12 protein-coding genes are annotated in these 14769 nt (G+C 55.0%); 3 read left to right on the top strand and 9 right to left on the bottom strand.

Annotation, left to right across the window (positions count from 1 at the left end; translation table 11 throughout):
- Window position 1 precedes the first annotated feature (1 nt).
- The 3 genes from nadA (at window position 2) to uvrA (ending at window position 4647) form a co-directional block, all read left to right on the top strand.
- On the top strand, window positions 2-904 hold the full coding sequence (nadA, locus tag K1V27_RS13180; protein WP_258930490.1) for a quinolinate synthase NadA: 903 nt from the start codon (window positions 2-4) through the stop codon (window positions 902-904).
- A gap of 6 nt (window positions 905-910) precedes the next feature.
- Complete coding sequence (gene pdxA, locus K1V27_RS13175; RefSeq protein ID WP_258930489.1) at window positions 911-1939, top strand: 4-hydroxythreonine-4-phosphate dehydrogenase PdxA; 1029 nt, start codon at window positions 911-913, stop codon at window positions 1937-1939.
- Window positions 1940-2016: 77 nt separating this feature from the next.
- Entirely contained in the window at window positions 2017-4647 is a 2631-nt protein-coding gene (gene uvrA / locus K1V27_RS13170) for an excinuclease ABC subunit UvrA (RefSeq protein ID WP_258930488.1), read from the top strand.
- Here the strand turns inward: uvrA and K1V27_RS13165 are convergent.
- From K1V27_RS13165 to K1V27_RS13125, 9 genes are all read right to left on the bottom strand, one after another.
- The gene (locus K1V27_RS13165; protein WP_258930487.1) at window positions 4623-5255 is read right to left on the bottom strand and encodes a redox-sensing transcriptional repressor Rex; all 633 of its coding nucleotides are present in this window, start codon (window positions 5253-5255) and stop codon (window positions 4623-4625) included. The two genes, uvrA and K1V27_RS13165, sit on opposite strands and share 25 nt — an antisense overlap.
- A gap of 197 nt (window positions 5256-5452) precedes the next feature.
- On the bottom strand, window positions 5453-5830 hold the full coding sequence (gene atpE / locus K1V27_RS13160) for an ATP synthase F0 subunit C (RefSeq protein ID WP_258930486.1): 378 nt from the start codon (window positions 5828-5830) through the stop codon (window positions 5453-5455).
- 88 nt (window positions 5831-5918) lie between these two features.
- On the bottom strand, window positions 5919-6641 hold the full coding sequence (gene atpB / locus K1V27_RS13155; protein WP_258930485.1) for a F0F1 ATP synthase subunit A: 723 nt from the start codon (window positions 6639-6641) through the stop codon (window positions 5919-5921).
- Between the two features lie 3 nt (window positions 6642-6644).
- A complete protein-coding gene (locus K1V27_RS13150; RefSeq protein WP_258930484.1) occupies window positions 6645-7043 on the bottom strand; it encodes an ATP synthase subunit I in 399 nt (132 codons plus the stop codon).
- A gap of 16 nt (window positions 7044-7059) precedes the next feature.
- A complete protein-coding gene (locus tag K1V27_RS13145) occupies window positions 7060-7281 on the bottom strand; it encodes an AtpZ/AtpI family protein (protein WP_258930483.1) in 222 nt (73 codons plus the stop codon).
- A 48-nt stretch (window positions 7282-7329) separates the two neighbouring features.
- Window positions 7330-8655: a glutamate-1-semialdehyde 2,1-aminomutase gene (gene hemL / locus K1V27_RS13140; RefSeq protein ID WP_258930482.1), complete on the bottom strand. Its 1326-nt coding sequence runs from the start codon at window positions 8653-8655 to the stop codon at window positions 7330-7332.
- A gap of 38 nt (window positions 8656-8693) precedes the next feature.
- Entirely contained in the window at window positions 8694-10469 is a 1776-nt protein-coding gene (locus K1V27_RS13135) for a chloride channel protein (RefSeq protein ID WP_258930481.1), read from the bottom strand.
- Between the two features lie 19 nt (window positions 10470-10488).
- A complete protein-coding gene (locus K1V27_RS13130) occupies window positions 10489-12063 on the bottom strand; it encodes an Rne/Rng family ribonuclease (RefSeq protein ID WP_258930480.1) in 1575 nt (524 codons plus the stop codon).
- Window positions 12035-14593, bottom strand: coding sequence for a TIGR03960 family B12-binding radical SAM protein (locus K1V27_RS13125; protein WP_258930479.1), 2559 nt, complete (start codon window positions 14591-14593; stop codon window positions 12035-12037). Before K1V27_RS13125 ends, K1V27_RS13130 begins: the two co-directional genes overlap by 29 nt.
- Window positions 14594-14769 lie beyond the last annotated feature (176 nt).

Genomic DNA, 14769 nt, shown 5'->3' with positions numbered 1-14769 from the left:
GATGGATGGCAGGGACCTGATCCTCAAATTGAAAGAAGAAAAACGAGCAATAGTTCTCGCGCATAATTATCAACCCCCGGAGATCCAGGATATTGCCGATCTAACGGGGGATTCTTTAGAACTGAGCCGTCAGGCTGCTTCCACGACGGCTCAGGTGATTGTTTTCTGTGGCGTGGCGTTCATGGCGGAAACAGCCGCAATTCTCAATCCCGACAAGAGAGTCATTTTGCCCCGGCCGGATGCCGGCTGTCCGATGGCCGACATGATTACTGCTGAAGACATGGTCGGCATCAAACGTCAGTATCCCGGGACGCCGATTATCACTTATGTGAATTCGACTGCGGCAGTCAAAGCCGAAAGCACTGTCTGCTGCACCTCGGCCAACTCGATTCGGGTGGTGGAATCATTTTGCAAGGAGGACTCCGTTTACATGGCGCCGGATCAAAATCTGGCCAAGTATACAGCCCGTCATACACAAAAGCAGGTGTACTACTGGCATGGCTACTGCCCCATACATCACGAACTGAGGGCGGAGCAGGTGCGGCAGCGCAAGGCGGAGCACCCTGATGCCCTGTTTCTGGCTCATCCCGAGTGCCGCCCCGAGGTGCTGGATCTTGCCGATCACGTCCAGAGCACATCCGGAATGCTTCGATACGTAACCGAATCACCTCACAAGTCGTTTATCATCGGGACGGAAAAGGGCATACTGTATCCTATGCGGCGGCAAAATCCTGAGAAGCGGTTCTATCCTGCGTCCGACCGTCTGGTGTGTGCCGATATGAAAAAGACCTCGTTACACGACGTCATCAACTCGCTCCAGACTCTGGAACCGAGAATCACGGTGCCCGAAGCGATCCGCATCAGGGCGCTGGGGGCCGTCGAAAAAATGCTGGCGGTGAGATAACCGATCATGGTTGACAATCGCGCTTCGGTGAGCCGTCCGATCATAGCCGTTACCATGGGCGACCCGTGTGGGATAGGCCCGGAGATTTTGGTCAAGACGTTCCTGCTGCACTCGGCTGCAGAGGATTTTGTTCCGCTCATTGTGGGTGATCCCCGGGCACTCGAACGAGCTGCCGACTTGCTGGGTGCTCCGCGCAAGTTCGCGTTGATTCAAGATGTACAGGAATTGAGCGCAATGGCTCCGCGCATCCCTGTAATGGCGCCTTGTGAGCTCACCTGGTCTGACCTGGCTTACGGGCATCCTTCGGAAGACGCTTCCCGGGCCTCGGTTCAATACATCGAAGTGGCGGCAGAACTCGCCTTGCAGGGGAAAGTTCAGGCCATTTGCACGTGCCCGATTCACAAAACAAATTTGCACCAGTGCGGCTTTCCCTTTCCAGGGCATACCGAATTCCTCAAGGATCTGACTCAAGCCGAAAACGCCGTCATGCTGCTGGCAGGACCCAAATTGAAGGTGGCTTTGGCCACCATCCACATGGCCCTCGGCGAAGTTCCCCGAGTGCTCAACAGGAGCGCCTTGACCACAGTCATTGCAATAACAGGCCGGGCATTGCTGCGTGATTTTGCCATGGCCGCCCCGCATCTCGCTGTTGCCGCCCTCAATCCCCATGCGGGAGAAGCGGGCAGATTCGGAAGTGAAGAGCTGGAAACCATCGAACCCGTTGTCGAGTCGTTCAGTGAAACGGATTTTACCGTGAGCGGCCCGTATCCCGCTGATACTCTTTTCTATCGTGCGTTGCATGGCGAATTCGATGCGGTGGTCGCCATGTACCATGACCAGGGACTCATTCCCATTAAGCTGGTGCATTTTCATGATGCCGTGAATGTCACCCTGGGATTGCCCATCATCCGGACGTCGGTGGATCATGGCACTGCCTATGATCTTGTGGGCACAGGCAAGGCACACGCTGGAAGCCTGCAGGCGGCTGTGCGAATGGCCGGTCTGCTGGCAAAAAATCGTTTTTGCGGGCAATGACACCGCCCCATCTGATAAAAAATGGGGACACATTATCCTCTGTGGCGAAGTTGAGCCGGATGTAGAAACAATACAACATGCCCATGGACCAGATAGTCATTTACGGTGCCCGCCAGCACAATCTCAAAAACATCACCCTGTCCATCCCGCGCAATCGCTTGGTCGTCATTACCGGGGTGAGCGGGTCGGGAAAATCTTCTTTAGCTTTTGACACCCTTTTCGCCGAAGGCCAGAGGCGCTATGTGGAGTCTCTGTCAACATTTGCACGCCAGTCTTCGCGCCGCCTGGATCCGCCCGATGTGGACGAAATTCAAGGATTGAGCCCGGCTCTGGCCATCGAGCAAAAAGGACTGCAGCGCAGTTCCAGGTCTACCGTCGGCACCCTCACCGAAATCTATGATTACCTTCGCCTGCTCTACCTGCGTGTGGGCACACTGTACTGTCCTCACTGTAAGATACCCGTTAAGGCCTACACCATTCCGGCCATGATCGGGGATATCAAACAATGGCCCCCTGGGAGTCGCCTGCTGATACTTGCTCCCCTGGGTAAGCTGAAAGAATCCGAGCTCACAACCCAGCTGAAAAAACTGCAGCGCGATGGTTTTGTCCGCATCCGACTGGATGGACGCGTTTTCGAACTCGATCCGCTACCTTTGATTGCACGGCGGCCCGCCTGCCGACTCGACCTTGTGGTGGACAGACTGATTCTTGACGATTCGCGGGAACGGCGTCTTGCAGAGTCGTTGGAAGTTGCTTTGAAGATGGGCGACCGGAAAGTGTCGGTCGCTCAGGTTGACGGCGAGGAGAAGCAGTTCAGTGAGGAACTCCGATGTGTCGCTTGCGGAGCTGGATTCCCCGAACTTACTTTGGGTCTTTTCTCCTTCCAGCACCCGGCTGGAATGTGCCCCTTGTGCAAAGGGCTGGGATATCACCGGGAGAGCCGAGACGATCCCCCCGGCGGCGAGACCAAAAAGAGAGCACACCCGGCGCGCAAATCGGGCAGCACAGGTGTGGAGGATGATTTGCAGGATTTTCTGGACCATGAAAAGCGTGATCCCGTCTGTCCGCACTGCAAGGGAAGCCGCCTCAATGAAACTGCCCGTTCGGTCCTGTTAGACGGAAAAAGCATCGCAGAAGCATCCCGGTTGAGCGTTCCCACCATCAAATCGTGGTTATCCAGCCTGCATTTCACACCGTCGCAAAAACAAGTGGCGGCCAGACCAGTCGAAGAGATGATCAATCGCCTCAGTCTTCTAGAGCAACTCGGCTTGGCCTACCTCTCTCTGGATCGAGCTGCGCCGACCTTGTCCGGCGGCGAGGCTCAACGGATACGACTGGCAAACCAGATCGGCAACCAACTCTCCGGTGTCCTCTATGTGTTGGACGAACCAAGCATTGGCCTCCACCCGAGGGATCATAACAGGCTCCTGGACATCCTCCTGCGGCTGAGAGACAGAGGAAACTCGCTTGTGGTTGTGGAACATGACAGGCAGACTATTGCTCAGGCGGACTATGTGGTGGACATGGGGCCAGGCGCCGGAGCTCAGGGCGGTGAAGTGATCTACTGCGGACCTCCGCAAGGCCTGGCGCGAACCCCTCAATCTTTGACGGGATTATATCTCTCGGGGCGTGAAAAGATCGCTCTGCCTTCCAGGCGCCCGCCTTTCGCCCATGGTGCTCTGCACGTGAAGGGGGCAAGCGGGCACAATCTGCGCAACATTTCCGTTGCTTTTCCCCTGGGATGTTTGACCTGCGTTACCGGGGTGTCCGGTTCCGGGAAAAGTACCCTGGTTTTCGATACGCTCTACAAATGCCTCGCCCAGAAGATCTATCGCAGCAAAGTCCCTCCCGCACCTGTGCAATCCGTCGAGGGCGTCGAACAGATCCAGAAAGTGATCCTGGTTGATCAATCACCCCTTGGCAGAACTCCTCGATCCATTCCAGCAACCCATACCGGCTTGTTTTCGTTAATTCGCCGGCTCTTTGCCAGACTCCCCGAATCCAGGGCGCGAGGCTACAGTGCCGGTCGTTTTTCTTTCAATGCTCGTGGAGGGCGGTGCGAAGCCTGCAAAGGCGAGGGGTTTCAAACGATTGATATGTTTTTTTTGCCCGATGTCTATGTCACCTGTCCGCTGTGTGGAGGCACCCGCTTCAATCGGGAAACACTCGATATTCTCTTCAAGGGATCATCCATAGCCGATGTCCTCGATATGACCGTGCAGGAAGCGGCCGGCCTGTTTGAAAACGTCCCGGCAATTCGACGTAAGCTCGCCACCATGCAGGAAGTGGGCTTGAGCTACCTGCGGCTTGGTCAGCCGGCTACAACCCTTTCGGGAGGCGAGGCCCAAAGGGTCAAGCTCGCCGGTGAACTCTCCCTCAAAACGTCGGGAAAAACCCTCTATATTCTCGATGAACCCACCAGCGGTCTGCACTTCGATGACATTAGAAAGCTGCTCCATGTACTGCAGCGCCTGGTCGACAAGGGGCATACGGTAATCGTTATAGAACATCACCTGGATGTAATCAAGACAGCCGATCACATCATTGATCTCGGTCCCGAAGGAGGCGCGGGGGGAGGGCGGATTGTGGTTTGCGGGACTCCGGAGGAGGTTGCGCAGCACGCTGCTTCACTGACGGGTCAATATCTGAGGCAGGAGCTGGGCAACTTGAATGAGCCCGAATCTTATCCGCCAGAGGAGAGGTGGTAGGCGATACAATCCAGCTTAATGGTGAAATCGACATTTTCCACGTGGCAACAGTCGGGGACCTGAATCTGCACCGGTGCAAAGTTCAGAATGCCGTTGATTCCTCCCAGAACCAGTTGATTGGCAACGCTCTGGGCGGCGCTGGCAGGGGTCGCGATGATGCCGATATGGGCCTCGCGCTCTTTAACAATTTCTTCCAGCTCATCGACATGATTGATGATCAGACCGTTTGGCAGGCGTTTGCCGACCTTCTGCGGATCCACATCAAACGCCGATGTGAAGATGTAGCCGTGTTTTATAAAATTGCCATGGCGTATCATGGCGGACCCCAAATTGCCCAGGCCGACCATGGCCAGGTTCCAGTTGCGGTTAAGGCCGAGGATTTCCTTGATCTGGTTGATCAAATCACTCACCCGGTAACCGACACCGCGCACCCCAAATTCTCCGAAGTAGGCCAGGTCCTTACGAATTTGCGCCGGATTCACACCACACTGCTTGGCTAATCGCTCAGAGGAAATCACGTCCATCTCCTCTTCAAGCAGATCCTGCAGGGTCCGCATGTAGATGGACAGCCGGTTGATTGTCGCCATGGGAATTTTGGCAAATTTCATTGCTTGGCCCTCAATCGCTGGCTTGTGGCCGATCGATGCACAGGTCCGAGTTGCACTCTGGTTGAAACCATTAACAATGTGATATTATTCACATTATGGGGCCGAAAAAAGGCCCAGCCGGAACCCTCGCTACGCAGAACCGGCGGGAGTGCCACAAGGCACTCCCGCCATGTTCTTCTGCCTAAAGCGAAAGGTTCTTAATGAGCGGCTAGACCAACGAATCCCTGGATCAATGTGGATACCGGGTTGGCGTAGATCAGGATCAGTGCGACAACCAAAGCGTAGATACAAAGAGATTCGATCATCGCCAGACCGATCAGCATGGTTACGGTTACCTTTCCGGAAGCCTCAGGGTTACGTGCAATACCTTCCACCGAGCTCTTTACCGCAATGCCCTGGCCGATGCCGCAGCCGAATGCAGCAATGGCGATACCGAAGCCGGCGGCGACGGCCGAATACAGGAAAAAGCGAAGACCTTCGACTTTTTCAGAAGCGCCGGCCCCTTCCTGAGCAAGAGCGACCGTTGCAAGACCCAGCAGAAACAGCGTTGTCAGTAACCCAACTTTCTTAGACATAAATCTTCCTCCTTGTGAATGTTAAATGAGAATTTGAGTTGATAAAAAATATATGCGCGGCCTTCCTTCGACCCTTTACCGCCTGGGATTAATGCGCTTCCTCGATTGCTCCGGCAAAATACATCATCGACAGTAAGCAAAAGATGAAGGCTTGGATGAAACCGGTGAACAGACCGAGAAACATCATTGGCAGCGGCGCCAGATAGAGCCCCGCCAGGAAAAAGAGAATGGCCAATACCAGTTCTTCACCCATAACGTTGCCGAAAAGACGTATCGAGAGGCTGAGAACGCGAGCAAAATGACCGATGAGCTCGATGGGCATGATCAGCGGGGTAAGCCACCAAATGGGGCCCATGAAGTGTTTGATGTATTTGACCCCGTGAAACTTGACGCCGATAATGTGCGTGTAAACGACAACGATCAAAGCACACGCCAAAGTCGTATTGATGCTTGCAGTTGGTGCAAAAAAGCCGGGGACCATTCCCATGTAGTTGCTCACCAGAATGAAAAATCCCAGGGTGGCAATGAGTGGAAAAGCGAATCGCCCCTCTTCCCCGGTGATGTCGATCATGAAATTTTCGATCCCGACAATCACCGTTTCAAAGAAATTCTGTCCCCCTCTGGGAACCATCTCAAGACGCTTGGCAGCCATTGCGCCAAGGATGAGCAACAGGGCCATGACCACCCAGGTGTAAGTGACATGCGGCAACAGCACGAGTTGCGTGAACGTCTTGGCCTCACCCGCACTGGCGACTACCGGCAGGCCCAACTTTTCAAATAACACATTCAAAAACAATACCGGGTGCTCCATACGCTACCTTCCCCCTTTTCTCACCTGCATCAGTAAAAACTCATGCGCCCCAACCGCTGCAATACTCAAAACCACCAGGGACAAACCCGCGAGTAGCGCGATGGGGTTGGCCCAACCATAGTAAATCACCGCAAAAATTATAAAAAGTGTTATTAGGAAGCGCAGATAGTAAGTGACGAACAGCCCCCCTTTACGGGGAACATTACCTGCACTCTGAAACGCCCTTCTCAGCTGCCACTTGAGTATCTGAAAGCTGGCGGTGGCAATGGCTCCGCCCAGGAGAACTCCGAAAGCAATAGTGTAAGAGAAAAACAGCCACGCCCCAAGAGTTGCTGCTACCAACAGGCCGATGTTTGTCCATTCGATACGCCGCAGGAGCCTTTCGTCCGTAAGTAATCTCAACCAGTTCTCTGACTTTCTAATTGTCCCTCTGCTGCCTCTTGATAAAGCGATAGTAGTTCAAGAAGCCCGCAATAACGCCGAATATCATGAAAACAAGTGCCAGCCATGGGAAAGTGTTAAACCGTGAATCCAGCCACACTCCAATTCCCAAACCGATAAAGATGGCAAAGGCGACCTGGAATCCCAGTGTACTGGCAATGCCCAATTGCTTGAGCAGCTTTTTGGTGTCTTCTTTCATGTCAGACTTCGTGTAAATGTTCACAGACGTCCTAGCACAGCCCTATCCTCAAGTCAACGTTTTTTTCTCGCCGGCCGTTTGGTAATGCTGCTTTACCCGCACAAACGCTTCTTCTGCGGCGGCAATCGTTGCATCCAAATGCCTCCGCTCATGTGCCGTGCTTATGAAAAAAGCCTCAAACTGTGATGGGGCCAGATAAACTCCGCGCTTGAGCATTTCTTGAAAAAAAACGCTGTACGCCTGGGTGTCGGCCTTCATGGCACTGTCAAAATCACGTACGCGGGTGCCGGTGAAAAATCCGCACCCCATGGAACCGACGCGATTGAGAGTAGTTGCTACACCTGCCTTGGCAGCGGCTTTTGTGAGGCCTTCGGCGAGATACGCCGCCTTTTCCTCGAGTTCTGCGTAAACGCCGGGATCGCTGAGCAGATCAAGCGTAGCCAAGCCGGCACTCATGGCCAGGGGGTTGCCCGAGAGGGTGCCCGCCTGATAGACTTTGCCCACAGGTGCCATGTGCTCCATGATCTCTCTTTTGCCGCCGTAGGCGCCAACCGGCAGACCTCCCCCGATGATCTTGCCCAGGCAGGTCATGTCTGGAACGACTCCATACAAGGCTTGGGCTCCGCCGGCAGACAAGCGAAAACCGGTGATGACTTCGTCGAAAATGAGCACAGCCCCATGCTCATCGCATAACCTGCGCAACCCCTCAAGATATCCCTCGGACGGCGGGACGACGCCCATGTTGCCGGCCACCGGCTCGACTATGATGGCGGCGACTTCTCCGCCAAATGCGGCCATTGCCTTGTCAACCTCGGCCAAGTCATTGTAGGGCAATGAGTGGGTATGCTGCACGATTGCATCGGGTACTCCCGGGCAGCCGGGGATCCCGAAAGTGGCCAGTCCTGAGCCGGATTGCACGAGCAGACAATCCCAGTGGCCGTGGTAGCAACCGTTGAATTTTATGATCCGGTTCCTGCCGGTGTAGCCTCGTGCCAGGCGTATGGCGCTCATGGTCGCTTCGGTACCGGAATTGACCATGCGCAGCAGTTCGATGGACGGCACCATTTCGACCACTTTGCGCGCCATCTCGTTCTCCACTCTGGTGGGAATTCCGTATGAAGTCCCACGGTTGGCTGCCGTTTTTATGGCTTCAACTACTTTGGGATGGGCGTGGCCGGCAATCAAAGGCCCCCAGGAACAAACATAGTCGATGTAGCTATTGCCATCCTCGTCTATAATCTTGCAGCCACTGGCCTGCTTGACAAAAATCGGCGTCATCCCTACGGCCCTGGCAGATCGCACCGGGCTGTTGACGCCTCCAGGAATCCATTGGCAGGCTTCCTTGTAGAGCTGTTCGGATCGTTCCCACTGCATTGTTCTCCCTCTCTTCTCGTGAACGGTTCCGTGTCGCGTCACTCTTCCTTAAGCTTGAGAATTTCTCGATGGTAGGCAGCCATCAGTTCGCTCAGACGCAGCAAACCTTTCAGGCCGGTTTCGTCATCCACTATAGGCACACGGCCGTATCCCGATTGCAGAAACTTCACCAGCGCATCGTAGAGAGTCTCATCCAGCCGCACGCTGACGGGAGGTGTAGCCAACTCACCGACCACCAGGAGGTCGGACAGTTGATCCTCGAACAAAATGGCGTGCAGGTTGGGCAGCGACAAAATGCCGCGCAGGTGAAAGTGATCGTCCACCACCGGGAAGAATGATTCTTCTGTACGCGTGAGCATGCGCTTCAGGGTAGCAAACGTCATATCCTCGGGCAGGCTGGTGACGGGCGCATCCTCTCGATAAATGTCTCTCACCGTCATGGTCTGGAGTATGTTGATGACAGCGTCATTGCGATGGGCCGGGGATTGAAATTTATTGTGCACCTGCTTCTCATACAGGGACCAGCGCTGGGACAGGAGAAGTGCCACCACCGAGGTGAACATCAGGGGCACGACGACGGCGTAGCCTCCGGTCATTTCAGCGACCATGATCAGGGCGCCAATAGGTGCCTTGGCCACACCGGCAAAAAAAGCACCCATGCCAACCAGGGCGAATGCTCCCGGATCGGTCACGATACCCGGGAACCAGCCGTGGCTGATTTGCCCGACCACTCCCCCCAGCATTGCGCCGATAAACAAGGACGGTCCAAAGACGCCGCCACTCCCCCCGGAAGAGATGGTAAAAGAGGTGGCAATGATCTTGAGCAAGGCCAGGTTCATCATCAGAACAACGGGCAGATTGCCCTTGAGGGCTTCCTGAATAACACCGTAGCCGCCACTCAACACCTCAGGACGCCATAGACCTATCAGCCCTACGCCAAGCCCTCCCAAAGCGGGAATCAGAACCCTTTTGAGCCGCAGCTTACGAAAAAAATGATCGCGCAGGCCATAAAAAGTTTTTACGTAGACATAGCCGAATGGCACACAGACCAGGCCAAGAATCGCATAAAACAACAACTCCAGGGGATGCCCAAAGCTTATGGTGGGGATGGCAAATATGGGCTGGTTGCCGAACAGGTAGGTGAAGATGGAGTTGGCCACGACCGATGAGACGATGCACAGCACGATCCCTTCTGTTTCAAAATCTTCACTGTACAACACTTCAATGGACGTCAGGGCTCCGCCCAGAGGGGCTCGAAAAATGGCACCAAGGCCGCCGGCACATCCAGCCAGCAGCAGCAAACGTCGGTCGCGCACGCTCAACTGAAACGTGCGTCCGAGCCACGAGCCAAAACCGGCTCCGATTTGAGCGATGGGGCCTTCACGGCCGGCACTGCCCCCGGTCGCCAGTGTGATCAGGGAGGCGAGACCTTTGATATAAGGCACGCGTGTGCGGATCACACCCTGTTTGTTATGGAAGGCGTCAATCAGGGCATCGGTTCCATGCCCTTCGGCTTCCGGCGCCCACGTGTACACCAGAAAGCCGGACAGCAATCCACCGATGACGGGAAGAAGGAATAAAACCCAAGGGTTGAAGGAGCTTGTGGAAGTGATTTCAACGAGCTGCTCACCGGCGGGCTTAAGATAATCGTAGCCGGCGAGAAATTCGAAAGTGAAGTACTTCATCCATTCGAGGCATAAGAAAAAGGTGCAGGCACCCAATCCGCTCACTATTCCGATCACTACACTGTACAGCGCCCACCGCAATAATTGGTGTTGTTGCATGTAATCACGGATAGAAATAGGTATATTCACTGGATCGTTGCAAGTCCTTTCATCTCTTGTCGGTCACAGTAATCTCATACTGCTCCAAATGGAAATTTGCTTCTCCCTTCACCAATATTCGTGCATGCAGTCGTTCTTCAACCTGTTCGAGGTAGACCCTTTCCTCATCGCAGAAGCGCGCCGCCACTTCAGGGTGAGCCAAGATCATGATGTTCTGTCCGAACAGTTCCTTCCTTTCCCTTTCCAGTTCCCGCAGTATCTCATAGCAGACCGTCTGCTTGGATTTCAGGTAAGCTTCGCCGTCGCAGTAGAAGCAAGGCTCGCACAGAACACGCCCGATGCTTTCCTTGGTGCGTTTGCGGGTCATCTCAATCAATCCCAGGTCAGACATGCGCAGGATGTTGGTCTTGCTCTTGTCCTTACGCATGGCGTCCTTCAATGCATTGAAGACCTTTTCGCGATTGCTTTCCTTTTCCATGTCGATAAAATCAATGATGATGATGCCGCCCATATTGCGCAGGCGAAGTTGACAGGCAATTTCCTTGACCGCTTCCAGGTTGGTCTTGAGGATGGTTTCCTCGAGATTGCGTTTGCCCACGTAGCGCCCCGTGTTGACGTCTATGGCAGTCAATGCCTCGGTCATCTCTATGACGATGTACCCTCCTGATTTCAGCCAGATTTTTTTGCTCAACGCGCGTTGAATTTCCATCTCGATGCCGTACGCGTCGAATACCGGCTCGTCTCCTTCATAGAGTTCCACGGCGCTTTGCAGTGATGGCGTAAAGGTCTCAATGAAGTTCAGGACCTTGCGATACTCACTCTCGGAATCGATGATCAAGCGGTCCACTTCCTTGGTGAATAGGTCGCGCACGGCGCGCAAGGTAATATCCAGTTCCTGATAGACAAGAGACGGCACCGGGGCGTGTTCGGCACGACGCTGGATGTTCTGCCACAATTTCAGGAGAAAATCCATCTCAGCCTGTAGCTTTTCCGCCTCTTCTCCTTCCGCCGCCGTGCGCACTATGAATCCGCAATGGGGAGGTTTAATGGCGCAAGTCAGCTCCCGCAGTCGCTTTCTTTCCTTCTCGTTATCAATCCGTCGGGATACGCCCACATGGTCCATCATGGGCATCAAGACCAGGTGACGTCCGGGCAGCGTGATGTGCGTCGTGATCCGCGCCCCTTTGTGGCCGATGGGCTCCTTGGCCACCTGCACCAGTATGTCCTGCCCTTCCTGCAAGCGGTCTTCAATGGGAACGTCGCAATGCTCAGGATGAAGATCCAAGACCTCCTTGATTTCCTCGTCCAGTACCAGCGACTCATTCAGTTCCTCGGCTTCGTCCTGTTCGTGGCCGTTGCCGCAGGAATCCAGAAAAAGCTGCTCCAGGTCTTCCAGCGGATGATGCACGTCGTTGACATAAAGAAAAGCGGCCTTTTCCAGTGCAATGTCCACGAACGCGGCTTGCATGCCCGGCAGTACCCTCACTACCCGTCCCTTGTAGATGTTGCTGCCAATTCCCCGGTCGGAATTGCGCTCCACATGAAGCTCCGCAATCTGCCCGTTTTCCACCAGAGCGACACGAGTTTCATAGGAATTAGCATTGATGATGAGCTCGATGGACATCCTCGTTTTCCTCCAGTCCAGCAAAGGGGATGGCCCTCACTTTGCAAATGCGGCAGCCTGATGCAATATCGGTAGATTCTCCCAGGAGGCGTTCCAGGATCATGGTGGGCCTGAAACACAGTCCCGGCGCTTCATGTAGGTCCATTTCCAGGGAGGATTCGTCCACTGGTCGTAAATCCAGCAGGATTTCACTCAATTGGGCCGTGACCATCCGTTTCTTGGTCCTCTTACTGAGGGTTTCCTGTCCAAGTCTCGGCAGATTTTGCAGTATAATGCGAACAGCCCAGGGAAGCAAATCGGAAACCCGATAAGTGACCTTGTGAGCGACTTCTGCCGGCGAGCGTTGAGCGACTTTTTGCACCCGGGCGACGGTTATGCCTTCAGGCAAATGGACGTTGAGCAGCGTGGCAATCGCTCGGCAATCTCTTTCCCGGGTGAGGGAGAGATAGGCTTCTTCGATGAGGCTCTCCAGCCCCAGCGGCAAAGCCTGCCCGAAGGAGAGCTTCATATGCGGATGAAACCCGAGACTGTACGCGGCCGGCAGAGCGGCACGGCGGACCGCTCGTGCAAAAGCCTGAGCCACTTCCAGTTGGCCAAAAAAACGTGCATCTCCCAGCCTGGCATATTGCAGCTGATAGAGATGGGCATCAGTGTTGCCCGGCTCGACGGTGTTTCGGCGAACAATCGCTATCGGCTGTCCTTCTGCTGAATCATACAGGCGGGGCTTGACCTCCTTGTGATCGCACACCCCGCAGCCGTCGCAGCCATGCCGGCGGCAATCGCGCGTGTACTCTTCATTCAAAGCTTTCTGATACTCACGCCACAAATAGTCTTTGTCTACTCCTGCCGACAGATGGTCCCACGGAAGAATTTCATCACCAGCACGCTCGCGCTGGGCGTAGAACGCCATATCCAGCCCGCTGTCATGGAACGCGCATTGCCACACGTCTTCGCGCAGCATTTCCGTCCACCCGTCAAATCGAGCTCCCAAACGCCAGGCTCGGGTCAGTACCTCTCCCAGCCGCCGGTCGCCTCTTGCAAAGACGGCTTCCAGCAGGCTGTGACCTGGATGGTGCCATTTCAGGCGCAATCCGGGCCGCTTAAAGCGTTGCTGCAAGCTTTCCAACCGCCGTTCCACCGTTTCGCGGGTAATTTGCGGCACCCACTGAAAAGGGGTCTGCGGTTTGGGGACAAAGGTTGCAACTGAGACGTTGATTGCCGCCTTGGACCGTTTGGCCAGCTCCCAAACCCGGCGGCAAAGTGCTGCCATCGCCTCCAGGTCATCCTCGGTTTCGCTTGGCAGTCCCGTCATAAAGTACAGCTTCATCAGCCGCCAGCCCAATCTGAAGGCGGTTTGCGCGGTGCACAGCAAATCCTCGTCGAGAATGTCTTTGTTGATGACCCGCCGCAGCCGCTCGCTGCCCGCCTCGGGGGCCAGGGTAAAGCCGGTCTTTCTGACCCGGCGCACCAGTTCCATGAGCTCCGGCGTGAGAGTCCCCACCCGCATGGAAGGTAATGAAACAGCGACCTGTTCGTGCGCAAATCGCTCCACCAGCGCTGTCAGCAACGCCTGTATTTGGCAGTAGTCGCCACTGCTCAAGGAAAGCAGCGAAAGCTCCTCGAAACCGCTGCTGGCCAGCGCTAGTTCCGTGCGCTCCAGTACTTGTTGTGGATCGCGCTCGCGTACCGGTCGGTAGAGATAACCCGCCTGGCAGAAGCGGCAGCTCCTGGTGCAGCCCCTGGCTATTTCGACACCGAGTCTGTTGTGCACAATGTCCAACAGAGGCACCAAAGGGCTTTCGGGAATGGGTGAGGCTTGATCAAGGTCCATTACCAGCCGTTTTTCGACCCGGGTATAATCTGAGAAGAGGGGCTCGATGCCGGCGATTGTGCCGCTCGGGTGGTAGGCAATGTGGAAAAAGGATGGAACGTAAATCCCCGGAATCTTGCGAATCTCTGTAAGAAATTCATGTCTGGAAGCGGTGTGCCGCGAGGTGTTCCATTCCCGGAATGCCTGAATCAGCTCCGGCAGTACCTGCTCGGCCTCGCCCAGCACAATGAAGTCGAAAAAGTCTGCCAGGGGTTCGGGATTGAATGCGCACGGTCCGCCGGCGGTCACCCATGGATGATGGGCTGCGCGCTCTCCACTCCTCAGCGGGATGCCGCCCAGGTCCAGGATGGTGAGTATGTTGGTGTAGCTCAGTTCATATTGCAGGCTTACGCCGACAAAATCGAATGCGTTAACAATGCGTTTGCTCTCGATACTGCGCAGAGGCTCTCCAGAAGCTCTGAGTCGTTGTTCAAAATCCAGCCAGGGGGCGTATACCCGGTCAGCCATGACTCCCTGCATGGCGTTGAGCTGGTGGTAAAGCAGACGCAATCCCAAATGGCTCAAGCCTACTTCATAGGTATCCGGAAAGGCCAACAGAAAATGCACATCGGCCTGTTCGAATTCTTTTCTGCAGGCATTGATTTCGTTCCCTACATAACGTCCCGGCTTCTCTATTCCATGTAACAGTCGTTGCATCATAAACTATTCTATTCCCGTCAGGGGGGCTCAAATGCGACATCCAACCGCATGACCCCATCCGCATATGCATCGCCACGCACAACGGATAATTCCCGCAGAAGTTCCTGTGGTCCCGCTAACCGCCATTTCCCACGCCCGACATGGGCCAAATAAAGCGTCACCAGCGTGACGAAGAA

The organism is Desulfoferrobacter suflitae (assembly GCF_022603395.1).
Classification (GTDB): Bacteria; Desulfobacterota; Syntrophobacteria; order Syntrophobacterales; family Syntrophobacteraceae; genus Desulfoferrobacter; species Desulfoferrobacter suflitae.
The sequence above is the reverse complement of the archived record's forward strand: the minus strand, read 5'-3'. Positions and strand labels throughout refer to the sequence as shown.

Bases quoted from the DNA above. Each gene is read 5' to 3' on its own strand.
- nadA (WP_258930490.1), top strand. From the start codon at position 2: ATGGATGGCAGGGACCTGATCCTCAAATTGAAAGAAGAAAAACGAGCA.
- pdxA (WP_258930489.1), top strand. From the start codon at position 911: ATGGTTGACAATCGCGCTTCGGTGAGCCGTCCGATCATAGCCGTTACC.
- uvrA (WP_258930488.1), top strand. From the start codon at position 2,017: ATGCCCATGGACCAGATAGTCATTTACGGTGCCCGCCAGCACAATCTC.
- K1V27_RS13165 (WP_258930487.1), bottom strand. From the start codon at position 5,255: ATGAAATTTGCCAAAATTCCCATGGCGACAATCAACCGGCTGTCCATC.
- atpE (WP_258930486.1), bottom strand. From the start codon at position 5,830: ATGTCTAAGAAAGTTGGGTTACTGACAACGCTGTTTCTGCTGGGTCTT.
- atpB (WP_258930485.1), bottom strand. From the start codon at position 6,641: ATGGAGCACCCGGTATTGTTTTTGAATGTGTTATTTGAAAAGTTGGGC.
- K1V27_RS13145 (WP_258930483.1), bottom strand. From the start codon at position 7,281: ATGAAAGAAGACACCAAAAAGCTGCTCAAGCAATTGGGCATTGCCAGT.
- hemL (WP_258930482.1), bottom strand. From the start codon at position 8,655: ATGCAGTGGGAACGATCCGAACAGCTCTACAAGGAAGCCTGCCAATGG.
- K1V27_RS13130 (WP_258930480.1), bottom strand. From the start codon at position 12,063: ATGTCCATCGAGCTCATCATCAATGCTAATTCCTATGAAACTCGTGTC.
- K1V27_RS13125 (WP_258930479.1), bottom strand. From the start codon at position 14,593: ATGATGCAACGACTGTTACATGGAATAGAGAAGCCGGGACGTTATGTA.